Origin of the sequence: Flagellimonas amphidinii (genome assembly GCF_013090115.1) — a bacterium.
GTDB classification, from domain to species: Bacteria; Bacteroidota; Bacteroidia; order Flavobacteriales; family Flavobacteriaceae; genus Flagellimonas; species Flagellimonas amphidinii.
Window position 1 is genome coordinate 1 of record NZ_JABFNN010000045.1, and the last position, 23,408, is coordinate 23,408.

At 39.3% G+C, this 23,408-nt stretch carries 23 protein-coding genes and 1 other RNA gene; 6 read left to right on the forward strand and 18 right to left on the reverse strand.

What is annotated here, in order from left to right:
• From HJC33_RS16555 to HJC33_RS16570, 4 genes are all read right to left on the reverse strand, one after another.
• A partial coding sequence (locus HJC33_RS16555) for a hypothetical protein (protein ID WP_171659961.1) occupies nucleotides 1-474 on the reverse strand: 474 nt, incomplete at its 3' end.
• A complete protein-coding gene (locus tag HJC33_RS16560) occupies nucleotides 464-895 on the reverse strand; it encodes a hypothetical protein (protein WP_246245590.1) in 432 nt (143 codons plus the stop codon). The genes HJC33_RS16560 and HJC33_RS16555, both read right to left, overlap by 11 nt.
• A gap of 909 nt (nucleotides 896-1,804) precedes the next feature.
• Nucleotides 1,805-3,526 (reverse strand): hypothetical protein, encoded by a 1,722-nt coding sequence (locus HJC33_RS16565; protein ID WP_171659963.1) that lies wholly within the window; start codon nucleotides 3,524-3,526, stop codon nucleotides 1,805-1,807.
• A gap of 213 nt (nucleotides 3,527-3,739) precedes the next feature.
• Nucleotides 3,740-4,081 carry a hypothetical protein gene (locus tag HJC33_RS16570; protein ID WP_171659964.1) on the reverse strand — a complete coding sequence of 114 codons (342 nt, stop codon included), beginning with the start codon at nucleotides 4,079-4,081 and terminating at the stop codon, nucleotides 3,740-3,742.
• A 94-nt stretch (nucleotides 4,082-4,175) separates the two neighbouring features.
• Here HJC33_RS16570 and HJC33_RS17405 point away from each other — a divergent pair, with 94 nt between their 5' ends.
• The gene (locus HJC33_RS17405) at nucleotides 4,176-4,391 is read left to right on the forward strand and encodes a helix-turn-helix transcriptional regulator (protein WP_171659965.1); all 216 of its coding nucleotides are present in this window, start codon (nucleotides 4,176-4,178) and stop codon (nucleotides 4,389-4,391) included.
• Nucleotides 4,392-4,422: 31 nt separating this feature from the next.
• Here HJC33_RS17405 and ssrA read toward each other — a convergent pair.
• Nucleotides 4,423-4,822: a transfer-messenger RNA gene (ssrA, locus tag HJC33_RS16580) on the reverse strand.
• A 292-nt stretch (nucleotides 4,823-5,114) separates the two neighbouring features.
• Between ssrA and HJC33_RS16585 the strand changes: the two genes are divergently transcribed.
• On the forward strand, nucleotides 5,115-6,320 hold the full coding sequence (locus tag HJC33_RS16585) for an NAD(P)-dependent oxidoreductase (RefSeq protein WP_171659966.1): 1,206 nt from the start codon (nucleotides 5,115-5,117) through the stop codon (nucleotides 6,318-6,320).
• Nucleotides 6,321-6,405: 85 nt separating this feature from the next.
• The gene (locus HJC33_RS16590) at nucleotides 6,406-6,681 is read left to right on the forward strand and encodes a hypothetical protein (protein WP_171659967.1); all 276 of its coding nucleotides are present in this window, start codon (nucleotides 6,406-6,408) and stop codon (nucleotides 6,679-6,681) included.
• Nucleotides 6,682-6,721: 40 nt separating this feature from the next.
• Here the strand turns inward: HJC33_RS16590 and HJC33_RS16595 are convergent, their stop codons facing one another.
• The 4 genes from HJC33_RS16595 to HJC33_RS16610 form a co-directional block, all read right to left on the reverse strand.
• On the reverse strand, nucleotides 6,722-7,369 hold the full coding sequence (locus HJC33_RS16595) for a DUF1361 domain-containing protein (RefSeq protein ID WP_171659968.1): 648 nt from the start codon (nucleotides 7,367-7,369) through the stop codon (nucleotides 6,722-6,724).
• A 64-nt stretch (nucleotides 7,370-7,433) separates the two neighbouring features.
• Nucleotides 7,434-8,792, reverse strand: coding sequence for a cell envelope integrity protein CreD (creD, locus tag HJC33_RS16600; RefSeq protein WP_171659969.1), 1,359 nt, complete (start codon nucleotides 8,790-8,792; stop codon nucleotides 7,434-7,436).
• A gap of 49 nt (nucleotides 8,793-8,841) precedes the next feature.
• A complete protein-coding gene (locus tag HJC33_RS16605) occupies nucleotides 8,842-9,138 on the reverse strand; it encodes a winged helix-turn-helix domain-containing protein (RefSeq protein WP_171659970.1) in 297 nt (98 codons plus the stop codon).
• Nucleotides 9,139-9,144: 6 nt separating this feature from the next.
• Nucleotides 9,145-9,744, reverse strand: a complete 600-nt coding sequence (locus HJC33_RS16610; protein ID WP_171659971.1) for a hypothetical protein — start codon at nucleotides 9,742-9,744, stop codon at nucleotides 9,145-9,147.
• A gap of 79 nt (nucleotides 9,745-9,823) precedes the next feature.
• Between HJC33_RS16610 and HJC33_RS16615 the strand changes: the two genes are divergently transcribed.
• Nucleotides 9,824-10,189 (forward strand): DUF1801 domain-containing protein, encoded by a 366-nt coding sequence (locus HJC33_RS16615; protein WP_171659972.1) that lies wholly within the window; start codon nucleotides 9,824-9,826, stop codon nucleotides 10,187-10,189.
• Between the two features lie 2 nt (nucleotides 10,190-10,191).
• Here the strand turns inward: HJC33_RS16615 and HJC33_RS16620 are convergent, their stop codons facing one another.
• From HJC33_RS16620 to HJC33_RS16650, 7 genes are all read right to left on the reverse strand, one after another.
• On the reverse strand, nucleotides 10,192-11,760 hold the full coding sequence (locus HJC33_RS16620; protein ID WP_171659973.1) for a PepSY-associated TM helix domain-containing protein: 1,569 nt from the start codon (nucleotides 11,758-11,760) through the stop codon (nucleotides 10,192-10,194).
• Nucleotides 11,761-11,762: 2 nt separating this feature from the next.
• Entirely contained in the window at nucleotides 11,763-12,062 is a 300-nt protein-coding gene (locus tag HJC33_RS16625) for a hypothetical protein (protein ID WP_171659974.1), read from the reverse strand.
• A gap of 4 nt (nucleotides 12,063-12,066) precedes the next feature.
• Complete coding sequence (locus HJC33_RS16630; RefSeq protein ID WP_171659975.1) at nucleotides 12,067-12,399, reverse strand: hypothetical protein; 333 nt, start codon at nucleotides 12,397-12,399, stop codon at nucleotides 12,067-12,069.
• Between the two features lie 6 nt (nucleotides 12,400-12,405).
• Nucleotides 12,406-13,119, reverse strand: coding sequence for a DUF4198 domain-containing protein (locus HJC33_RS16635; RefSeq protein WP_171659976.1), 714 nt, complete (start codon nucleotides 13,117-13,119; stop codon nucleotides 12,406-12,408).
• A gap of 88 nt (nucleotides 13,120-13,207) precedes the next feature.
• On the reverse strand, nucleotides 13,208-15,547 hold the full coding sequence (locus HJC33_RS16640) for a TonB-dependent receptor (RefSeq protein WP_171659977.1): 2,340 nt from the start codon (nucleotides 15,545-15,547) through the stop codon (nucleotides 13,208-13,210).
• 155 nt (nucleotides 15,548-15,702) lie between these two features.
• Nucleotides 15,703-16,521, reverse strand: a complete 819-nt coding sequence (gene kdsA, locus HJC33_RS16645) for a 3-deoxy-8-phosphooctulonate synthase (protein WP_171659978.1) — start codon at nucleotides 16,519-16,521, stop codon at nucleotides 15,703-15,705.
• Nucleotides 16,522-16,595: 74 nt separating this feature from the next.
• Nucleotides 16,596-17,162: a LytR/AlgR family response regulator transcription factor gene (locus HJC33_RS16650; protein WP_216366727.1), complete on the reverse strand. Its 567-nt coding sequence runs from the start codon at nucleotides 17,160-17,162 to the stop codon at nucleotides 16,596-16,598.
• A gap of 457 nt (nucleotides 17,163-17,619) precedes the next feature.
• Between HJC33_RS16650 and typA the strand changes: the two genes are divergently transcribed.
• Both typA and HJC33_RS16660 read left to right on the forward strand, forming a co-directional pair.
• Nucleotides 17,620-19,419, forward strand: a complete 1,800-nt coding sequence (typA, locus tag HJC33_RS16655; RefSeq protein WP_171659979.1) for a translational GTPase TypA — start codon at nucleotides 17,620-17,622, stop codon at nucleotides 19,417-19,419.
• 188 nt (nucleotides 19,420-19,607) lie between these two features.
• Complete coding sequence (locus HJC33_RS16660; RefSeq protein WP_171659980.1) at nucleotides 19,608-21,728, forward strand: T9SS type B sorting domain-containing protein; 2,121 nt, start codon at nucleotides 19,608-19,610, stop codon at nucleotides 21,726-21,728.
• 12 nt (nucleotides 21,729-21,740) lie between these two features.
• On the opposite strand, the gene ppgK is transcribed toward HJC33_RS16660, so the two are convergent.
• Together ppgK and HJC33_RS16670 are read right to left on the reverse strand one after the other, a co-directional pair.
• Nucleotides 21,741-22,499 (reverse strand): polyphosphate--glucose phosphotransferase, encoded by a 759-nt coding sequence (ppgK, locus tag HJC33_RS16665; protein WP_171659981.1) that lies wholly within the window; start codon nucleotides 22,497-22,499, stop codon nucleotides 21,741-21,743.
• 110 nt (nucleotides 22,500-22,609) lie between these two features.
• Entirely contained in the window at nucleotides 22,610-23,293 is a 684-nt protein-coding gene (locus HJC33_RS16670) for a cell division ATP-binding protein FtsE (RefSeq protein WP_171659982.1), read from the reverse strand.
• Between the last annotated feature and the right edge of the window lie 115 nt (nucleotides 23,294-23,408).

Here is a 23,408-nt window from a genome sequence, read left to right on the forward strand (position 1 = left end):
CTCAAAATCATGGCTGGTTCTATAATCCGTACCACGATCGTTGTAGGCCTCAAATTTTGTGGCCAAGTAACAAGGTGCAGAAAAAACAGTAATTTGTTGTCCTTTAACCTCGATATGTTGTAAGTTTTCAAAACCAATTTTATACCAGGTATTTGAAGGGCCAATGGAACTATCTTCCGCAGGCATAATGTCAATGGCGATATTATTATATAGATAGCTGCAAATCGACTTTCCTTCTGGATTTGGGCTAAACCCTAATTCCGCTAAGCGTTCCTGCATTTTTACCCAATCAGCATAATTCAGCAGGTTTATAGTAAGGTCGACATCGGCAGTAGGTCGTATTTCATCCGATGATGGATCATCTGTATATAGACTTACAACCGCACCACCTACAAATACCATCTGTTCGTTGAGTTCTTTTAGTGCCTCTGCTACTTCTGCAACAATCGCAATATTTATGACTTTATTTTCCATCTAAAATTCTGGCTTTTAGCTCTTTTATTGCAATTTCTTTTTCGCGCGCCCTTCCCACCCTTATTGCATCCACCAATGCCAATAGTTCATAAAGCATCAAATCATTTTGCACGGCCTTGGTTACAGAGGAATATAAGGGTATGATGCTCTGCCCACGTGCAGTTCCCCTGCCAGACGGCCAAACATAATTTTCATTACTTCGAATCAAGTCTTTTAGCGGTGGTGCAGAATGTGCTGTTGGAACTCCTCTTACGATAGGGCCTGGCTGCTGCGGAAATACATAGCGTATGCCATATTGCAAAAACTCCATAAGTGCAAGACGGAATACTTTTTTGCCGGACATATCCAATAAACCAGCATACTTGGAACGCGCCAGCGACTTACTGATTTCAGATTGACTGATATGAAGGTTGTCGGCCATGGATGTTTGATGCCATGATTCGTCTTCATACGTAGATATCTTGAGTAATACTACGATGTCATGGGGACTCATAACTTGCTTAGAACTTCTCACTATTATATATTCTATATTCGAATATGTAATATTATAAATTATTTATCTATAAATCAATTGTGTATGAAAAAATATTCTATATTCGAATATAGAATATATGCAAAATCTATGCATTTTATCCAAGCGATTGCGCATTTTCATTTATTTTATCAAACCATATTACCCCTATCATACCTGACACAACCCAAGTTTCGTTGAATTTGGGTTAAGTTTTACTACTGTGCTGATAATCTCTATGACAAACTAATATGATTCTATTTGATATTAAATAGCTCTATGTAGAATGACCAAAGGTTCGTTTTTCATAAAATTTAAGAATTCATTCTAGATGAGTCGATTTAGTAGAATTTAGTGAACTCCAAAAGCACTCAGGGTTTACATTTTTTGTCCTGCGAGCAGGACGAAGAAGGTAAAGCAAGAGGGTAACACGCTAAAGCGAGGCTACGTTTTTTAGTTAATTGGTTTTCAACTGATTATGAAAATTAAAAAAGTTTTGAGAAAAAGTTTTTACTGTAAAAACCTTGAGAAGCCCAGTAAACACTGAAAAAGTTTACTGTAAAAAATATTATTTGTTGCAATTTGTTTCCATTTGAAAGGTCTTTTTGAACGGATTTAATTTGATAGTGTTTATTTCTATTTGAAGAGTGTAGTGAGAAAAAATTGAAATGGAAAGATTACAGTAAATACAGAGAAAGTGCGCCCTAATTCGATTTTACTTTACGCTTAGCTACCGGTACGTTATAAAATCGAAACAGGATCCATGCGCAAGTTGATATGGAAATATTTTACCTCCAAATTCCAAGTTGTCTTTACTCCTTACTTTTCCAATTGAAAGGCACCTATTTTTGTGGAATAATTATCTCCATTTTCTTTAAAATAGTCGCCAACATACCAAATGGTCATATCATCGCTTGGATCTATGGCTGTCTGCGTATAGTCTTCCCATCGGAGTGTGTTGGTTTGGGATGCTTCTCCGTTTACAAGGATAACCTCTTTCATGGTTAAAACTCCGGGTTTATCCCCAGAAAGTCGTCCTGCAAAACGTTGCCCGGGAAATTCTGATGCACTTCCATAGGAATAACCAATACCAATGTTTCCTTTGGCGTCCATGGCCGGGCTCGCCATCCATCTATATGCCACATCTGGAGCAAAAGTACCTTGTTGATAGAGTTTTACATTTCGTTTATCATCCAACCAAAATTCATACCAGCGCACTCCTCCACTAAGTTCAGTATTTACCGAATGTACAGCAACGATGGACTCCCTATCGCCAATTTTCCGATACACTAAACGTGACATGATTTTGTCTCCTTGGGAATCCAATCGTACCTCTGTTCCCGGTTGGGGAACGCAACTTGTCAACTGCCCGCCACAAAGATAACTGTAGGGTTCCACAGTAATCTTCTCTGGACCCTCAAGCTTCGTTTTTGTAGGGTCTTCCCAGTCCACATGATACTTCCAAACATAAATACCGTCATCTTCCAAAATCCCTTCCAATTGGGTGCCGCCGGTGCCCATCATAATGTTGGGTGAACCAAGTGGAGGGGTTTGCGTTCCATCGAGATCGGCATTGATAACAAAATTTATATCCTGAAGTATAAAAGATTGTTCGGTGGCCTTTTCTCCTTTGAGCATTTTTTCTCGATCTACTACATAGGCATGTCGCTCATTTACGTGGTCTCCAGTGCTGGTTGTGGTGTAATACCCATTGGGCCATACTGCTGGGCGTGGATAATCTGGAAATAAATCTCGTTTAAATTCGTAACGATAGTAGGTGCCAAACGGGTCGGAACTAGTGCTTATGGCATAGCACATACAAAATGAACCATCAAGTTTGGATGGCTTTTGTCTTTCTTCTTCGTAATTTTTGGATGGAACATAAAGCTGAGCAGCCTTTCCGGGCTGATCTAGTCGTGCCGCAATACGATCAGTTCTTGAAGGCATACGCCTAAATGTGGGCATAACAATAAGCCATCTATCGGCCAACTGATCGTAACGAACCACCGCATCCCCATTATTGATTCTTTCGCAGGGGCCACCAAAACCTTTAAAAACTGTATTGGTGTTCACGGGACCGTAAAGTACTTTTCCTGAAGTATCATATTTTTTACCTTTTTTGGCAAAAATGGCCATCCTACCATTTACGGTTTGCATAATATGGTTGGGGCCAACAGCCAGCGAGTTGTCCGAGGGATTTCGTAGGTTGGCTTCCCCATGGGGTCCTTTAAAACCAAACCCAAGACCATCAAAACTAGTTAATAGTTTTGGGGGATTTTTACTTCCATGAAAGGTTTGTTCCACAAAATTCTGTTTGGAAAGGTCATTGTTGCCAGAAGAACCATCAAAAGTATTGCTGCCAAATCCCAATCCAGATTTAAGATATGTATTGGTACTTCTCAAAACTATATCGGCAGATACAAGGGGTTCTGAAGTGTCATATTGTAAGGGTTCATAATTATCGATGTTTTTTGGGGATGTATTTTGGGCGATACAAGTTAAGCTCAAAAACAAGAAAAAGGCAAATAGAAAATTTTTCATAATGGTATAGGAGGCTTTTCTAAATTGTTGCTTCAATATATCAACATTCTCTACCCGATTAAAATAGATTGTTACCACATACTGGTACTATGTTGACGGATTCTCCAAATATCAGAATAAATCTTTTTTACAATTTATTGGTGTAGAACTTAATAGTGATGGAGTTTAAACACAGGTTAGGAAATATGGCAAGAATAACCTGCCAAGGTGATATTAAGATAAACCGGCTTTATCCAAAATTTGTTCTTTTACTTTATCCAAAAACTCCGCCTCTTCGTGTGGAATTAGTTGTGCGGCCATTTCCAGAACAGAAAGGATATTCACATCGGGCTCAACAATGTCTCCGTGGTTGCCCAAGTTAGGATTGTCCAAGGCCAAAATACAAACGTTGATGAGCGACTCCAACTTAAAAAGTAGGTCTCGATAGCCTTTAAACTTTAGGTGGGTAGCACTAAAATCCCTTTTCTGGGCAGTTAACGAACCAAAATAAGCTTGTAGAGGGAGGTCTAGGTTTTCTACCAGTACTTTGTGGAAATCTTGTTTTTTATCACGCATTGTCAATTTTTTATACGACAAATGTATCTAAAAAAAACAATTTGTCAAACTTTTGTATGACAAAAATGTCACACGATAAGTTGACATTTGTTTTGTGACTAAAGAGGAACTTAAACAAAAAGTAGGCGAGCGTATTGTTGAATTACGCGCTCGCAAGGGGTGGAGTCAATCAGATTTGGCCAGAGCTTGCGGGAAAGACCGCCAAGCTATGGAGAAACTAGAAAATGGTAAGGTAAACCCAACATTGTATACGTTACTTGAGGTTGCCAAAGCTCTGGAAGTAAGACTATCCGAATTACTAGATTTTTAAAACAAAAAGCTACCCTAAGAGTAGCTTTTTGTAGTGGAGCCGGAGGGATTCGAACCCTCGTCCAAACAAGCAATCTTATTGCTTTCTACATGCTTAGTTTTTGTTCGGTTTTTGTGGTATGGCTGACCAAAAACCGCCTACCATACCCTTAGCTTCTTTAGTTTTACACCCTTACCGAAGCTGTAAAAGTGCTATGTTGACTTTTATGGTGCCCCTAAAAAGGTCGCCATCAACAAGGGCTACCAAGGGACATTCAGCTTTCCCGCCTTGCGGGACTAGGCCAGGACTTACTATAATTCAGTCAATTAGGCAGCTAAAGCGTAGTTATTTTCGCCATTTAAAAAGGTTGAAATAGAGATTTACGAGCATTAATTTCATAGCTCGACATGCTTACAATTCAATTGGTCTTGCTGTCAAAACCAGTCGGCCCCATAATGAGATAGCAAATCGTTGATTTGCGTAATCGAATTACGTCCCGAATGTGTTTCGGGACCTCATAACCCATTTCTCATTTTTTTATCAAAGAACAATAGTATTTTTGCGGGCGTTGCCCCTTTTCGTTTACAACTTCAAGGGGTCGGGCTATCGGCTGTACACGGTACTTGCCTCTATCCCTAACGCAGCTTGCAAAGGTATTCCAAAAACTGTTCCGAAAAAAGTTTTGCATACCAAAGCTTAAATGTTATGTTTGTCACAAAAGATAAATAAAAAGTTATAAAATTGATGAAATTCGGAATCATACGAGAGCGTAAGAACCCCCCAGACCGTAGAGTGGTGTTGTCGCCGGCCATGTGCCAAAATGTCCTTGCCAAGTTCCCAGAAGCACAGATTATAGTGGAGACTTCTCCAATAAGGGTCTTTAAAGATGAAGAATATAAAGCAGAGGGGTTTTCTGTGGTAGAGGATATAAACTCTTGCGATGTGCTACTTGGCGTAAAGGAGGTGCCGATTGAGGCTTTGGTTCCCAGCAAAAAATATTTTTTCTTTTCACACACCATAAAAAAACAACCTTATAATCGGGATTTATTAAGGGCAATTTTGGACAAAAAAATAGAGTTGTACGATCATGAGGTCATTACCAACCCAAAGGGGCAACGATTGGTGGCCTTTGGCCGCTATGCGGGAATTGTTGGAGCTTACAATGGAGTAAGAACCTATGGTTTAAAGTATGGTCTGTTTGATCTGCCCAAGGCAGAGACCCTAAAGGACCAACAAGCCTTGATTGGGGAATTAAGGAAAGTTCAATTGCCAAATATTAAGATTTTGCTTACCGGTAGGGGCCGTGTGGGCAATGGAGCCCGAGAAATGTTGGACGCAATGGACATTAAGAGGGTGACAGTTTCAGAATTTCTTCAAAACTCATTTGATGAACCTGTTTATTGCCAGATTGATGCTTCAGAATACAATAAAAGAAAAGATGGGGTTCGTGGAAATAAGGCCAATTTTTTTGCCCACCCAGAAGAATATAAATCCAATTTCTTTCGGTTTGCCAAAGTAACAGATTTCTACATAGCAGGTCATTTTTATGGAGATGGTGCGCCCTATCTGTATACCCGGGAAGATGCCAAACATCCAGATTTTAAAATAAAGGTTGTGGCTGATATAAGTTGCGATATAGATGGACCTGTTGCTACCACCATTCGCCCGTCTACCATTGCCGATCCCATTTATGGGTACCATGCCGCATCAGAAAAAGAGATTGATTTTAAGGATAAAGATGCCGTAGCCGTAATGGCAGTGGATAACCTTCCAGCAGAACTGCCAAGGGATGCAAGTGATGGTTTTGGGGAGGCCTTTGCCAAATATGTGATTCCAGCTTTTTTCAATAATGACAAGGATGGTATCCTGGAACGTGCCAGAATGACCCTAAATGGGAAGTTGACCGAACGCTACGCCTACCTTCGGGATTTTGTGGATGGGCTTGAATAACAGCTCTTAGTCGAAATGTTAAGTTCAGACCTCTTCGGTATGTTATTTTTTTGTTATCTTGGACTTTCCTATTAGCGCCAAACTTGTGAAATTCAATTGGTTAATATCTGGAGACACCAATCCAGCCGTTAAAAAGGCCTGTATAGATCTAGAATACCATCTTAGGCCTAAAATTACCAAGTTCCTCCTTTCCAAATTGGATAGTGAGTGTTGTGGTGATTTTTCCTGCTTCCATTTTGATGTGGATATGGATAATCAATGGGTTTCCATATCAGAAAAAACTCCAAAAGAGTATATCGATAAACTTCAAGCTGAATTTCATCAAGCAATCAACGGATCTCCGTTCTTTTCTGTAGCGTGATTCAAACGGGAATAAAAAGGAAAATACATCTAAGATGATATCATTGCCTTATCCATTTGAAAATCATAAAGATAATCCATAAAAACAATCCAAAGGCCAAGGTCATCAAATAAGCATAAGGATGGTCAAGACTTCCAAGGATTCCCGATAAAAGATGTTTGGGATTGAATAAAATGTCCCATGAATTGAAACGCAAAAATCGTCCCAGATAAATTCCATATCCGCTCAGAATGCATATGAACAAAACAATGGGTTGGATGCGCTTTTTAGATAAGTATGGAGTTAAGAGCTCTACGAAATCTGTAAGGGAGAGTGTGAAAAGTAAGAGTCCATTACTTGCAAAGGCGAATACCATGAATAGGTCAAACCAGGTCCAATTAGAATATAGATTGTGTAGATGGATGATATCCGTAATGAGATAAGGTGCATTTGGCAGTAGCAATAACCATAAAATAAATATGATGTATTTGGAAGGCCGTTTAATGCCAATTGTTTCATGGAACAAGACAAGCTGAGTTATGGTGTATGGAATGGTTGCTAAAAAAAGGTTCCATACCAAAAAGGAATAGAAAAAAGTTCCTGTAATTATGATACGTAGACCTAACAATAAAGCCAGAAAACCTAGCAAAAGAATCAAAGGATAGTATGATTGTAAAATAAAACGGATTAAAAATTTAATTTTAAACATCTGAAAGATTTACAGGTTAAAAAGCACCGCCCTTTTTGGTGAAAGTAGCGGTGCAATAATTATACTAAACTGGTTGTTGGGAATCAGACCAATCAATTTTTCTTGAAGTGAACATGATAACGCCCAGAATGATGAACAGTCCAATGCTGCCAACCAATAAGGCGTAGTCTTCTAATTGAATGATTACAAAAATGAAGGCATATAAACTGAACATAGAACCTAAGATTAACAATGTAAACTTTGGATGCTTTAAAATGGAACGGGAGTAAGTGGTAATCAGGGTGACCACGGATATTCCTGAAATCAGGTAAGCCACCAAATAGTTTTGATGTTCAGAAATTGATATAAGCAAGGTATAGAACATTACCAGGGCCAATCCGATCATCAAATATTGAAATGGGTGGATAGCAATTTTACTACTTATCTGAATGAGCAAAAATACTAGAAGTGTAAGCCCTATGATCATTAACCCATATTTACTGGTGCGTTCTGTTTTCTGATAATCATCAATGGGAACCAAAAATTCAGTGCCAAAAGAAAAATTGGTTAAGTCTGGAAGGTCATCAAAAAAATATTGTCCAAACCTTCGATTGGTTTCTAAAACTATCCATTGAGCCTCAAACCCATTTTCTGTAATTTTTTTGCCTTCTGTTTCAGGTAGAAAATTGCCATTAAAACTAGGAGAGTGCCAGTTGGATTTCATGGATACCCTTGTTTCCTTGCCAATGGGAATAAATTGTAAAGTACTGCTCCCATTTATGGTAATATTGGATTCAAAGGAAAGTGTTTTTTCTTGTATTTCTTTCAGATTAGTTAGATGACCTGACTCCAAGGTGTTCATGTATAATTTGTCGAATTTGGGTTTTAGGACATAGGTTTTATCTCCAAGGGTCACCTTGACTGTATTACGGATACCCTTCAAGTTACTGGTTTTGAATAGAAGGGTGGCCTTGTCCCACAGGATGTCTTCAGCTTTGATTTCCTTAGAAGAAAAGTCAATCTGTGCAAATTTTCCCTTAATTTGATTTTCCGAAGAATAGACCACGGATTCATAGATCCCCCGTTCCAAAGGCTGTGTTTTTACTTCAGATACGATGTTAAGTTCCCATGGAAAAAAGTAGGCTATATGTCTTTGAGGCTTCTGGGAGGTTATGAAGGTCTTGGTTTTTTCGTCGTATACCTTTTCCTCAATATAAATATTATAAGGAACTTTTAAAATAGGTCCGTTGAGCACTACTTGACTTCCCCATTTGGTGTTTATTTCTTCAATGACCTCAGTTTGCCTGTATCCGCGTTCCTTAATTAAATCCTTTACAAAGGATAGGGGTATTAAAAGAATTAATAGAATAAATCCTACTAGCAGCATTCTGGCTGAAATTGATGTTCTGAACCAGTTTCCGAATTTTTGTCTTTTTTGTTGCATGATGTTTAATTAAAAGTACTTTGAAATTCAAAGTGTATGAATAAAAAAATTATGTTTGATTTCTAATGATTTGTTCTAAAGCCTCAATATGTTTTTTAAATGATACTTTGCCGAGTTTGGTTGCCGAATACTTAGTATTGGGTTTTTTGCCAATAAAAGATTTTTCAATTTTAATGTAATTGGCATTTTCCAAGGTTTTGGTATGACTGGCAAGATTGCCGTCGGTTACTTCCAGTAGTTCTTTTAACCTATTAAAATCAACATTTTCATTGACCATAAGGATAGACATGATACCTAGACGTATTCTATGGTCAAAAAGTTTGTTTATATTGTCAATGATGCCCACTAAATTCTATTTTTCTTTGGCATATAAAAGGCTTCCATAAATTATGTGGAATACCCCAAAACCTATAATCCAAAACCAAAATCCATACCCGGGAAAAGCTGCGCAGATTAATCCTAAAATGATTTCGCCCATTCCAAGGTATTTGACATTGCCCAAGGTATATTTTGAAGCATTCAATAGGGCAAGCCCATAAAAGATAAGCATTAAAGAAGCGGTAAGGCCATAATGTCGACTGTTTAATTTGATGAGTATATATATTCCACCCGTAATAAGTGGAACTAGAAAATGGAACAAAAGTCGTTTTGTAGTTTCATCCCAAATTTTTTCATTATTCTTCTTAGCCTTGTTATTGGTCAGGAGAAAGGCTGTCACCACGCTTAAAATTGCCACACCTATCAATATAACTATGGTCATTCTAAAGTTCCAGCTATGTAAAACAACATAATCTTCTTTAGGGAGAAAAAACAAATAACCAATGGTAGCCCCTGTTATTGCATAGATACCTGCCATTATCCCGGATAGCCCACTGAGCGAAATAAAACGGGAAGACCGTTTCATCATATCTTTGATTTGTGAGATATCTTCCAAGTATTTTTCTGAATCCATTTTTAAAGTACTTTGAATTTCAAAGTTAATACTTTTTGATATCAAAAAAAAAATCAACAGAAAAGTTTTTATTTGACCTATGAACCCAGCAGAGGACTATATTCTAAACCAGCCCGAACCTTTTAAAAGCATCTCATTGCAACTACAGGTTTTTATTGAAACCTCTATTCCAGATTTGGAACTAAAGTTCAAGTACAGGATTCCCTATTATTATTTAGACGGAAAACCATTTTGTTATTTGAATGTTTCCTCCCAAAAAAAGTACGTGGATGTGGGATTTTGGAGTTCTGCCCACCTTACAGTTCATTTGGACAAAATGGTCACCGAAGGTAGAAAGGTCATGAAATCGCTACGTTACCATCAATTAGTTGATATTGATGCCAAAGTTCTAATGGAGGTTTTGCAAGATGCTCAATCCGTTAATCACAAAGGTTTTTGGAAATAATCTTAACCTTTGGATGGGTTGAGGTCTTTTTTCTTCTCTCCCAATTTAAAAAGCGAAACCCAAAGAGTCACAAGCCCAAGGACAAGCCATAGTAGATCTATCAAGAGCATATGGTGGTGTCCGTCCAAATAACTTTTCCATAACCAGTTTCCAGTGGTCAATCCATTGGCAATCGGAACCAACAAGGCTAAAATGCTTCCAGAAATTAGGGTCCATTTATTGGTGAAGGCAATGTTATTTTTCACTATAAAGAAAATAGAACCAACCAACCAAATCGGAAAATAGGTGCGAAAGAAAAAGACCATATCTGGTTGAGGTACTAATTTTACCAAAATAAATTCTAGAGCTGTTACGGGATACATTGTTAAGCAAATGGCCATATAAATATTGGCCACTTGTTGGTTAAAGCGTCGCCGTTTTTCAGGGATATTTTTTTTATCACGGGCCACCAACCAAATCATGATACCGGATAAAATGACAAAACAGGAAATCAAACCAAGTATAAATGAGGCAACCCTTAGTCCATATCCTGCATAATCACCATAGTGAAGTCGAAACATTAGATTTTTGGCAGCATCCAAATACGAGTTGTTGGTAAGGGGCACTTTCTCTTCTACAATCGAAGCATCCGAGACTTTGTAAATACGATGTCCCAGCCCGTTCAGTTTGGAGGAATACCCCAAGTAACCACTAATGGATACGTGCATATTCTGATCCCCGTAATTGAATATATGTGTTTCGGTCACATTAAAATCTGGCCATTCTTCTTTCATTTGGATGATGAAGGGGTCTATGGAAATGGGCTGCTCCAATTTTTCGTGCTGATATGCGTATTCGGGGTGGGTGTATTCCAAATCATCATATAGTTTATTTGCATCACCACCATACAATCCCATCACCACTGGAAGAACTAAAATACCTTTGAGGAGGAAGAATGCCCCCGTTACCGCATAAACAAATTGAAAAGGAAATCCTATGACTCCTAAAGCCGTATGCGCATCGGTCCATAGCGCCTTGATTTTAGCCCATGGTCGAAACACAAAAAAGTTGGATACAATTTTATTCCAATGGACTAAAATTCCGGTTATGATCGCAAAAAGAAAGAAAAAAGCAACAAACCCAGCTAGATACCGACCATAAGGGTAGGGGATTTGGTCTAAAAAATGGAGTCGGTACAAAAACTCGCCCAAGTGATATGAGCTTGCATAGTCTTTTTCAGTTTTGTCTTCCGTATCCATGTAAAAGAAAACACGTGCTTGGTCCTTTTCAGAAGCCAAAGAATCCTTGGAAGCACCCAAATTGACATTTACATTACGCTCATTGAAGTAATGCCGAATTTCAACATCCCTGCCATGTAGATTGTAGTTTTTTGAAATATCTGTCAAGTATTGGTCTACACTTCCCTTGATAGCATCGGATTGTGAAACATGATGGCCTTTTTGCCAGTTGGCAATTTCATCCCTAAAAAAAGAAAAAGAGCCTGCAAAAAAGATGACATATAGTGCAACACTTATTACGATGCCACTTACCGTATGAGTATGGAAAAGAATATTATAGCTACGATTTCCCATGGTTATAGTATTGGATTGATTTGGTTGCCGAAATAGTAGATAATACCTAACCCCAATGATATCAAAAGATAGATGCCCCAAGTTTTCCAACCGTTTTTGCCCAGAAAAGCAAGTACCATCATAATTGCCCATAAAATAAAAGCAGAAAAAGTGCTGGTAATGATAATGTTGACATGGTTGTACCAACTGGCCAAGGCCAAGTGAAACATAACCGCCACCAAATAACCGCCCAAGATAGCTGCAGTTATTTTAGCGGTTCGTTGCCATTTAGATGTGGTCAAATATTTTTTGTTAGCTGGCATGGGATTAAAACAATAGGGTTTCACAAATAAGTACAAAAAAGAAGGCCAATGATAGGGTTTTATAGCCCAATACCCGTAAAGGGGCCAATAAGACTATTAAACTGGAAAAGGTCATGAGCAGTATAAAAAAAGTGAGTGTGCCGGCTCCAAGACCCCACAACCAACAACTAAGTATCAAGGCAAGGACCATTAGGGCCAAACCTATATATTTTGATGGTTTAATATGGTTGTTCACCCATTTTTCAAAACCTAATACCCCTACGAATGCCATTTTTTGTGAAGTGGCATATAGGAGATAAAAAGAAATAAAGATTAGAAAAGCAATACCAGTTATCATGGTGTTTTATTTGATACAATAAGTGGCACAATGCCAGACAAATTGATAATCTTTTTTATTATAAGTTCCAGGGACTTCCTCCTTTTTAGTGGTTTCCACAATATATTTTGTTTCCCATGGCAAAGCGAATGATACCTGGCCTTCTTCATTTGTATGCAACGTTTTTGACCATAGGTCACTCACATAAATCTTAACCTCTTGATTGGCAATGGGAGTTCCTTTATATAAAATCTGTAGTTTGATATTTTCTTCATCGGGTATTTGTTTAATGGCAATACCATTGGGGTTTTGTGCTTGGGTATCCGCTTCATTTTTTCCGATTTTCACCTTGGCGGTGGCATGGTAGTGGGTTTTGAAAATACCAAAGTCGTATTGAGTATAGTCTATGACATCAATTTCATCATTGTTGAGGACAACCGTATAAATACCATTTTCCCTAGGAACAAAATAAGTGGAATAGTAATCATCTTTGGCTTCAGGGGTAAGTTTGGTTTTGGAGCCATCTGGAGCGATTACCCATAATTGAAATTTGGAGACTGCAGGAAAGGCTTCACCTTTTACTTTCTCAATGACTCCATAAGTATACTCTCCAAAATGTACTCGCATTTCATGTTTTTCTCCTAAAACTCCAGTTCCTTGGGTTTCAATCCATAAATAGTGTGCCTGGGCCGAAATACAGGCAAAAAAGAACATCAGGATAGTTAAAAATTGATTTTTCATGGTTGATTATGTTATTGGAAAACCCTTGGAGAAAAATCCCCAAGGGAATAATTAAAAAAACTAACTCAAAACTGAAACTAACAACATATTAGAAGGAATATGTAACCTTAAGTCTTCCATTGATGCCCGGTTCAGATTGCCAGTATAGGTAGTTGGCGTAGGAGGAACCCGAGTATAAATATTCATCCAGAATGTTGTTCACGTTCAATTGCACTCTAAAATGGTCGTTTTGCCATGAAAGGGCACCATCCAATCTAAAGTAGTTGGGCAGTTCAGATTCATTATCAGCACCCCATGCCCAAGTGGAACGTTCTATTTGGTATTGGTATCCAAGAGACAATCCAAAACCTTTAAGAGTTGATGCGTTATTAAAATTGTAATTGAACCATGAGTTGGTCATATGCTTGGCATGACCTGCCACTCTGGTGCCAATATTATCAGGATTGGTATCCTCTGTGATTTCAACATTGGTATTGGCATAGTTGAGTACCACGCTAAGTTCTGGAGTTATCTGTCCTTGCATATCAAATTCGATTCCTTTGGACTGTACTTCTCCTAATTGAATAGAGAAATTGGGATCTTCTGGGTCAGCAACCAAAACATTCTGTTTGGTAATCAAGTAGGCACCCAAAGAGGTCCTTAATCTACCATCAAAGAATGACTTTTTAATTCCTCCTTCAATATCATTTCCTTCTACCGGGTCAAATGTGTTTCCATTCCTATCAATTCCTGCGGAAGCAAGGAAAGATTGATCATAAAGTGCGTAAGCGGTCAATGATGGTATAATGTCAACACTAAGCCCCGCTCTTGGTGTCACTTTGGTATCATTTTCCCCCTTCCCATTAGTGCTCAGATGGGTATATCTTCCTGCCAAGGTAAGTCTAGCTTTTCCGTCCAAAAAGTTTATTTCATCCTGCGCGTAGTAAGAACGGTTGATAAAACCATAGTTGTAGGCATTTTCACGGTTTCTAACATCTACGGAACGGTCAAATTCTGGAAATACTGTATTACCATAAACCGGATTGTAAATATTGAAAGGTTGTGCAGGGTCATCAATAAGACCAAATTGGTTGAAATCGGCCCAATATTCTTTATCAGTAAAGTCAAAGCCTCCCATAATTTTGTGGGTTATGGCGCCAGTATTAAAACTACCATTGAGGTAAGCTTGAGCGTAGGTGCCCAATGAGAGTGCATCCCAAGCACTTGCGTAACGTACGGCATCACCAGTATCTCCATCAAATGACCATAGCCAAGTAGAATTTCCTTCTTGATCATATCTCATGTGGGAAAATTGCCCTTCAATGCCCCAGTTATCTGAAAATTGATGAGAAAAATTAGCAAAGAGTGTCAATTCTTCAATGTCAGTTGGGCGATAGTTGTCATCAGTATATTTGAAATCTCTGTCCAAACTGCCGTAGCCTTCGGAAACAGGACCAAAAACATAAGCTGAGCCAATAAATACTTCAGCTTCCTGAAGATTCATTTCAGCAGTTAATGAGGTGTTTTCTGAAATATTGTAGGTAAATGATGGTGCTACACCATAACGGGTGGAGACCTCATTGCCTCTGTGTGTATCTCCGCTTTGGTACATAGCGTTGATGCGACCCAATAATTTTCCATTTTCAGTCAATTTTCCACTAGCATCTACCGTACCACGATAGAAATCAAAGCTACCTCCAGTTATGGATGCATTGGCAATAAAGTTTTCAGTAGGTTTTTTGGTGACGACATTATAAAATCCACCAGGCTCACCAGCGGACATCATGAATCCAGCAGGTCCTTTTACAAATTCAATACGCTCCACAAAGGCCATATCTTCTGAAAGAGGACCCCATGTATCCTGAAAATTAACACCATTTCTAAATGCAGGTAAACGGAACCCTCTCATGTTCACCCGGGCAAAATGTCCCCAGTGTTCTAACATCGTAACCCCACTTACGTTTCTAATTACACCTTCCATGATACTAGTTGCTTGTTGGTCATTGAGCAATTCTGTACTCACAACCTGAATGTTCTGTGGAAGTTTTACTAATTCGGTTTTAAGTCTGAGTGAAGTGGAAGGGTCACGAGATACATATTTAGTATGTTGTCCTTCCAATACTACCTCGTTCAACTGTTGTTGAACTTCATTAAGACTTATATTTTGTTTGGTGGTTCTCCCAGCACTAACAGAAACCGTAATCTCTTTGGAAGAGAACCCAACGGATGAAAAAATCAAGGTATAGGTACCTTGAGGCACTTGGGAAAATAGATAATTACCTTTTTTGTCAGTTACTGTTCCGTTAGATGTGCCAGAAATTTGAATGTTTACATCAGATAAAGGTTTGTTATCAGATGTGGTCACTTTTCCTGCAATGGATCCCTGCTGTGCATAGGTAATCGAACTTAATCCAAAAAAAAGGAGATACAAAAAATAGAATTTCTTCATTATCAATCGGTTATTTAAAATTATTCTAAATAGATGTCGTAAATGTATATCAGACATTTATCCGATACAAATTTTATTTAGATTAATTACAAATAATATTGTTAACTAAATGATAATGAGATCCTTGTGAATTGTTAAATAGGAAACAGGGAACTTTATAGACTGTTAATCGTTTTTCTGATAGCCACCAAATCGGTAAGCAATTTTTCCAAAAGGCTTAGATCTAGCATGTTGGCTCCATCACTTTTGGCATTGGATGGATCAAAATGGGTTTCCATGAACAAACCGTCAACGCCAGCGGCTATACCAGCTCTAGACATAGTGCCTATTAAGGCAGGTCGGCCACCCGTTACGCCTGAAGATTGATTGGGTTGTTGCAATGAATGTGTGACATCCAAAACCACTGGAGCATATTGTTTCATAGTTGGGATTCCCCTGAAATCAACCACCATATCTTGATAGCCAAACATAGTTCCCCTGTCCGTAACCCAAACGTTGTTATTTCCAGAGTCAGTTACTTTTTTTACTGCATGTTGCATGCTTTCAGGGCTCATGAACTGCCCTTTTTTAAGATTGACCACTTTTCCAGTTTTTGCAGCGGCAACTACCAAATCTGTTTGCCGAACCAAGAACGCTGGTATTTGAAGGACATTGACATATTCAGCGGCCATTGTGGCATCAGAAATTTCATGGATATCTGTAATGGTTGGAACTTCAAAGGTTTCCGATACCTTTTTAAGGATTTTAAGTGCTTTTTCATCCCCAATTCCAGTGAAGGAATCAATTCTGCTACGGTTGGCTTTTTTAAAGCTCCCCTTGAAAACATAAGGAATCTGAAGTTTATCCGTAATTGCAACAACCTTTTCTGCTATTTTCAATGCCATTTCCTCGCCTTCAATTGCGCAGGGCCCGGCCAATAGAAAAAAGTTATTGCTATCCGTATGCTTTATTTGGGGTATTGCGTCTAGTTGCATCAAAATCCTTTTTTGGCAAAATTACGATTTTGTAAAGGGATTTGTACTACTTCAAGTTTTCTAGAACAAGTAAGTTAGATAATAATACGTTTAATGGCATCCATATAGCCTCTGCTTACCCGTACCACATCTCCATTGACCAAAGTTACATCATAACTTTTTCCATATTTATCCAATTCCTTCACTTTGTCCAAATTAATAATGGATGAACGATGTACACGAAGGAATAGTTGAGGATTCAATTTCTTTTCCAAATCTGATATGCCAAAATTGCTGAGATACACTTGGTCATTCGTGTGAACTTTGGAGTAATCACCATAGGCTTCTATCCATAGGATGTCCTCACAGGTAATGGTGATGAGTTTTTTGTTGTATTGCACGAGCACCCTATTGGGATAAGAAGACTCTTCCATAAAAATACTTTTGGCCAAGGCCTCAATTGTATCATTTCTGGTATTCAACCGCTCAACAGCAAGTCTAAATCGCTCCTTGGTATAGGGTTTTAAAAGATAATCAACGGCATGCACCTCAAAAGCTTTTAAAGCATATTCGTCATACGCGGTGGAAAAGATAATTTTCGGAATTTCTTCTAAATGATTGAGTACTTCAAAACCTGTTTTGCCAGGCATTTGAATGTCCAAAAAACTAAATCAGGTTTAAATCTATTGATTTCTGTAATCGCATCTACACCGTTATTGACCTCAGCAATCAGTACAAGATTTGGATAATCTTCTAAATATTCCTTGATAAGAACCCTACCCGCCTTCCAGTACGATACGTATCTTCTCCTCAGCGGAAAACTTCCGCCTTGTCTTTCTCTTGATGTCCTTTACGATTGATTCCGTGTTCTTCTTCTTTGTCATTTTTAAGTGATTTTAAAGGTTAATGAATCTATCTCCAAGGCTAGCCTTGAAGATAGTAAAACCATCACTTAACTTTAAACTAGAGTTGGTCCACTTTTAGTTGAAGATTTACAGTTGGGTAGTCAGTAAAAGGAGATAAAAGAGAACGTCTTCAAAATCAATAAGATAAAAATAACGTTCAAGGCATTTGACAAGTAGAAAATAGCAGTATCTTTGCGGGCTTAAAAATCAGGTTATGTCCAAAATCAAGAATATTGCAATCATTGCCCACGTTGACCACGGTAAAACTACTTTGGTGGATAAGATCATGTACCATTGCCGTTTGTTTCGGGACAATGAGAACAAAGGAGAACTTATTCTGGATAATAACGATTTGGAGCGGGAGCGGGGAATCACCATTGTTTCCAAGAATGTTTCCGTAGTCTACAAAGACACCAAAATAAATATTATTGATACCCCTGGCCACGCCGATTTTGGAGGCGAAGTAGAACGGGTCCTCAATATGGCCGATGGAGTTCTTTTATTGGTGGACGCCTTTGAAGGACCCATGCCGCAGACACGATTTGTATTGCAAAAAGCCATTGACCTTGGCTTGAAGCCCTGTGTGGTCATCAACAAGGTAGATAAGGAAAACTGTACCCCGGATGAGGTTCATGAAAAGGTTTTTGATTTGATGTTTGAGCTCGGAGCCGAGGAATGGCAGTTGGATTTCCCAACCGTTTATGGCTCAGCGAAGAACAATTGGATGGGTGAGGACTGGCAAAAACCAACAGAGAATATAGAGCCGCTTTTGGATATGGTCATTGAGCATGTTCCTGAATTCAAGCCAGAAGAGGGAAGCACACAAATGCTGATTACTTCCTTGGATTTTTCTTCTTTTACTGGACGAATTGCCATTGGAAGATTGCAACGTGGTACTCTTAAAACGAACCAGCAGATTTCCTTGGTCAAAAGAGATGGAAGCATTGTGAAGACGAAAGTGAAGGAACTCTTCACTTTTGAAGGATTGGGTCGCCAGAAAGTGGAAGAAGTAGTTGCTGGAGATATTTGTGCCATAGTGGGTATGGAAGGCTTTGAAATAGGTGATACCGTAGCCGATTTTGAAAATCCCGAGCAACTGAAGACCATTGCTATTGATGAACCTACCATGAGTATGTTGTTCACCATTAACGATAGCCCGTTTTTTGGAAAGGATGGTAAATTTGTTACCTCAAGACATATTAAGGAAAGACTGGAAAAAGAACTGGAAAAGAACTTGGCGCTGCGTGTACAAGAAACAGATAGTGCAGATAAGTTCATGGTTTTTGGTAGAGGTGTATTGCACCTTTCTGTTCTGATTGAAACCATGCGCCGTGAAGGATATGAACTTCAAATAGGTCAGCCCCAGGTGATCATTAAAGAAATTGATGGGGTAAAATGTGAGCCAGTAGAGCAATTGACCATTGATTTACCTGAGGAAGTATCCGGTAAGGCTGTGGAGATGGTTTCCATTAGAAAAGGGGAGATGACCAGTATGGAAGCCAAGGGTTCCCGAATGATCTGTGAATTCGTAATTCCTTCAAGAGGGATTATAGGTTTGCGAAACCAATTATTGACCGCAACCGCTGGAGAAGCCATTATGGCGCACAGATTTTTGGAATACCAACCCCTAAAAGGAGAAATTGCCCAAAGACAAAATGGATCTTTGGTATCCATGGAAAATGGAACAGCGATTCCTTACTCTATCGATAAATTACAAGAAAGAGGGAAATTCTTTATTGATCCAGGGGAAGACATCTATGAAGGACAGGTGATTGGTGAAAACTCCAGAGGTGATGATATGACCATCAATGTGACCAAGACCAAAAAACTGAGCAATGTGCGATCAGCTGGAGCAGATGATAAGGCCAAAATAGTCCCCGCCATTAAGTTTTCATTGGAAGAAGCTTTGGAATACATCCAAAAGGACGAATATGTTGAGGTAACCCCTAACCATCTTCGGTTGCGCAAGATTTTCCTTAAGGAAGTAGATCGGAAGCGCAATAAAATTGGATGATTTTTTGGGAAATCACAAAAGCAAAGTAAGGGACCCACATACTTTGGTAGATGATTTTTTTGGGTTGGTAGATACATTTTTCAATATGGTATAGCGGTTTTGAATTTGTTGTTGGTGTGCAATAAATTGAATATAAAAAATTGCACACTAAACAGTTATACTGCTTACTTATCCTTACTTGCTCTACGTTGGGACTCAAGGCCCAGTTGTGCGAAGGCAGTTTGGGCGACCCCGTAGTTGAAATCGATTTTGGATCAGGAACCGGAAGGGGAGATGCCCTTGGTTCAGATGTAACGGCCTTTACCTATGTATCTTCCGGTCAGTTGGGGGAAGGCGAATATACCATTGCCAATACAACAAGCGGCCTAAAGGGGAATTGGTTTACCACTACCGATCATACAGGCGATACCAATGGATACATGATGGTCATCAACAGTGCCGTATTGGCGGATGAAGGCGTATTTTATACCCAAACCGTAACGGGACTATGTGCAAATACCACTTACGAGTTTTCCGCTTGGGTCATGAATGTATTGGATACTTCTACCACAGATCAATACAGTCCAGATGTGACCTTTCGCATCAGTGATACATCAGGAAATGTTCTGGGTTCCTACAATACAGGGGATATTGAGCAATCATCTTCACCTACATGGATTCAATATGGTTTTTATTTTTCTACGGCAGATGAAACGGAAGTCATCATCACCATGTTGAACTTTGCGCCCAGTGCCAGACCCGGGAACGATATTGCTTTGGACGATATTGCATTTAGTCCCTGTGGTCCGATCATTACAACTACTATAGAAAACGAGACCAGTACTAGCTTGACCATTTGTGAAGATGAGTCGGTGAGCTATACTTTTGAAAGTACTATTTCATCCGGTTATACGGATCCTCGATATCAATGGCAGTATTCCAACGATAACGGCGTAACCTGGACGGATATATCCGGGGAAACATCTTCTTCCTATATATTTAGCAATGATGGCGAGTCAGGTACTTTTCTATTCCGTGTTTCCATAGCCAGTGGCGATAATATAGACACTATCTCCTGTAGAATCGTTTCAGATGTGTTCACTATTGAAATTTTGGAGACCCCAGAGCCTTTGACGGGAGAGGCGGAACAAACATTTTGTACCACACAGAATGCCACCGTATCAGATATTGAGGTCACAGGAGATGCTTTGTGGTATGATGCGGCCACGGACGGAAATGAACTGGGGGTCGATACTGAACTGGTGGACGGAGAGACATATTATGGGGCATTGGAGACAACAAACGGTTGTGTAAGCGATGTGAGGATACCTGTTTTGATTACTATTGTGGAGCCAACACTGGCTTTTCAAGATGTAACAGATATCATTTGTGACGATTTGAACGATGGCGTGGAAATTGTGGACCTTACCCAGTACGAAAGCGAGATAACCGCCTGTGCCGATTGCATCTATAGCTATTATACAACCCAGAGCGGGGCCGAAAGTGCAACGGAGGACGATGGCATCGATGAACCATCAAATTACGAATGGACCTCGTTGGATACTCAGGTGTTTGTGCGTATCGAATCTTCGGACAATTGCTCCCAAATAGCACAGGTGGCCATAAATTTACAGGCATCTCCAATCATTGAGATTGATGAAAATGCCGTCATCTGTGAAGATGAGGTCTTAATTCTTGATGCAGGCCCGGACTTTGATTCTTATTTATGGTCTACTTCGGAAACTACCAGCTCTGTCATACTGTACGAACCTGGATCTTATTGGGTAACGGTGACCCAAGAAACCAATGGCCTGCTATGCAATACCACCCAAGATATTGAGGTTTCCCTGGCAAATGCACCCATAATCACCAGTATTGATATTGAGGATTGGACAGAATCGGAAAATGTCATTGAGGTATACCTGTCCAATGCCAGTGTGGGGGATTATGAATACTCCATTGATGGAATCAACTATCAGGACAGTAATATTTTTACGGATCTTGAAAGAGGGGAGTACACAGTTTATGTACGCGAGAAAAGTGGGTGTGGGTATACCAATCAGATGGTCTATATCCTTAATTATCAGAAATTTTTCACCCCTAACAGCGATGGTAAGAATGATGAGTGGTTGATACAATTTTCCGAGACCGAACCGGATTTGTTGATCAGTATCTATGATCGATATGGAAAATTACTGGTGCAAATGGATTCCAGTGCTTCTTGGGATGGAACCTTTATGGGGAGGCGCATGCCATCTTCGGACTATTGGTTTGTGGTGACCCGGCAAAATGGAAGAATCCATAAAGGTCATTTTTCACTAATAAGATAATTTTAGTTCATTTTAGTCCAAATGGCCATGGTGTTGCTCCCGTAGACAGGCAACCGCAGCACCAATGATACCTGCATGGTTCATTAGTTCGGCTTTTACCACTTTGGTTTCAATAGCTATCAAATGGTTGAATTCCTTCCATTTTTTTGAAGTTCCTCCACCAACTATGATAAGGTCTGGAGATACAATAAGTTCTACCAATCTAAGAAATTTGTTGAAGCGCTTGCCCCATTTTTCATAACTAAGATTTTCTCGTTCTTTAGCGGAAGCTGCAGCCCATTTTTCAATTTTCTTGTATTTTTTATAGGGAATTTGCCCCAATTCAAAATTTGGAATAAGAACACCGTTGAAGAATGCGCCACTGCCAAGTCCGGTACCAATGGTAATCATGACCACAAAACCTTTTTGGCCTTTCCCAATGCCGTAATTCATGGATGCGTAGCCGGCAGCATCAGCATCGTTCAATACAGTGAATTCGTTACCGGTTGCCTTGGTGAACAATTCGTCAATGTTAACACCGACCCAGCTCGGATGCAAATTGCCCTCAGACAGGCACACGCCATTTTTTACTATAGAAGGAAATCCGCAACCCACAGGACCACTATAATTGAAGTGTTTCACAATTTGGGCGACCACTTCAGCCATTTCTTCAGGTTTTCTGGAACTTGGGGTGGGGATACGAAAGCGCTCAGTCAACATTTCTCCTGTCTCTGCATTCACCAAGGCACCTTTGATTCCAGTGCCACCAATATCAATACCTAAAATTTCCATAAATGGGATGTTAGTTTTGTTTTGGCAAAGAAACAAAAAACTTTGGGGTGGTTAAAGCGCTGGTTTACAATCAATATTCAATAGTTGTCAACGAGGCTTTTCAAAAAGAATTAAACAGCTTTTTGAATCACCTCAAAAACTTTACTGCCATCACATTTCAATGTTTTATGGGGGTATTTCAGAATTAAGGCATAATCGTGTGTGGCCATGATAATGGTCCGTCCATTTTGATTGATATCCTGCAAGACCTTCATGACCTCTACACTCGTCTGGGGGTCTAAATTTCCGGTTGGCTCATCAGCTAGTATCAGCTCTGGGTCGTTGAGTAGGGCACGCGCAATTGCTATACGTTGTTGTTCTCCTCCAGATAGCTCATGCGGAAATTTAAAACCTTTGGTTTTCATGTCCACTTTGTCCAAGACCTCTTCAATTTTAGAATCCATTTTGGATGCATCGGTCCAACCCGTAGCTTTGAGTACGAACCTAAGGTTATTGTTCACATTGCGATCGGGCAACAACTTAAAATCTTGAAAGACGATGCCCAACTTTCTTCGTAAAAAAGGGATGTCTTTTTCGGGAAGTCCCTTCAAATCAAAATCCACTACATTTCCTGAGCCTTGCTTTAGGGGAAGATCGGCATATAAGGTCTTCATAAAACTACTTTTACCGCTTCCAGTTTTACCTATTACGTAAACAAAATCCCCTTTCTTCACCTCTAGGTCAATATGGTTCAAAATAAGGTTCTCGTTTTGAAAAACGGCGGCATCTTTTAGTTTTACGACAGTTTCGGGCATAATGTTGCTTTGAAAAGTAAAGGTACTAAGTTCTAAAATTATACCTCATAATGTCTTTTTAAATTCTTCTTCTTAAAAGGAAATTATACTTTGGCTTAAATTTTGACGTTATGGT

Bases quoted from the DNA above. Each gene is read 5' to 3' on its own strand.
- HJC33_RS16625 (WP_171659974.1), bottom strand. From the start codon at position 12,062: ATGCCAGCTAACAAAAAATATTTGACCACATCTAAATGGCAACGAACC.
- HJC33_RS16595 (WP_171659968.1), bottom strand. From the start codon at position 7,369: ATGTTTAAAATTAAATTTTTAATCCGTTTTATTTTACAATCATACTAT.
- HJC33_RS16630 (WP_171659975.1), bottom strand. From the start codon at position 12,399: ATGATAACTGGTATTGCTTTTCTAATCTTTATTTCTTTTTATCTCCTA.
- HJC33_RS16570 (WP_171659964.1), bottom strand. From the start codon at position 4,081: ATGCGTGATAAAAAACAAGATTTCCACAAAGTACTGGTAGAAAACCTA.
- HJC33_RS16640 (WP_171659977.1), bottom strand. From the start codon at position 15,547: ATGAAGAAATTCTATTTTTTGTATCTCCTTTTTTTTGGATTAAGTTCG.
- ppgK (WP_171659981.1), bottom strand. From the start codon at position 22,499: ATGGAAATTTTAGGTATTGATATTGGTGGCACTGGAATCAAAGGTGCC.
- HJC33_RS16670 (WP_171659982.1), bottom strand. From the start codon at position 23,293: ATGCCCGAAACTGTCGTAAAACTAAAAGATGCCGCCGTTTTTCAAAAC.
- creD (WP_171659969.1), bottom strand. From the start codon at position 8,792: ATGCAACAAAAAAGACAAAAATTCGGAAACTGGTTCAGAACATCAATT.
- HJC33_RS16565 (WP_171659963.1), bottom strand. From the start codon at position 3,526: ATGAAAAATTTTCTATTTGCCTTTTTCTTGTTTTTGAGCTTAACTTGT.
- typA (WP_171659979.1), top strand. From the start codon at position 17,620: ATGTCCAAAATCAAGAATATTGCAATCATTGCCCACGTTGACCACGGT.
- HJC33_RS16615 (WP_171659972.1), top strand. From the start codon at position 9,824: ATGAACCCAGCAGAGGACTATATTCTAAACCAGCCCGAACCTTTTAAA.
- HJC33_RS16560 (WP_246245590.1), bottom strand. From the start codon at position 895: ATGGCCGACAACCTTCATATCAGTCAATCTGAAATCAGTAAGTCGCTG.
- kdsA (WP_171659978.1), bottom strand. From the start codon at position 16,521: ATGCAACTAGACGCAATACCCCAAATAAAGCATACGGATAGCAATAAC.
- HJC33_RS16585 (WP_171659966.1), top strand. From the start codon at position 5,115: ATGAAATTCGGAATCATACGAGAGCGTAAGAACCCCCCAGACCGTAGA.
- HJC33_RS16610 (WP_171659971.1), bottom strand. From the start codon at position 9,744: ATGGATTCAGAAAAATACTTGGAAGATATCTCACAAATCAAAGATATG.
- HJC33_RS16635 (WP_171659976.1), bottom strand. From the start codon at position 13,119: ATGAAAAATCAATTTTTAACTATCCTGATGTTCTTTTTTGCCTGTATT.
- HJC33_RS16620 (WP_171659973.1), bottom strand. From the start codon at position 11,760: ATGGGAAATCGTAGCTATAATATTCTTTTCCATACTCATACGGTAAGT.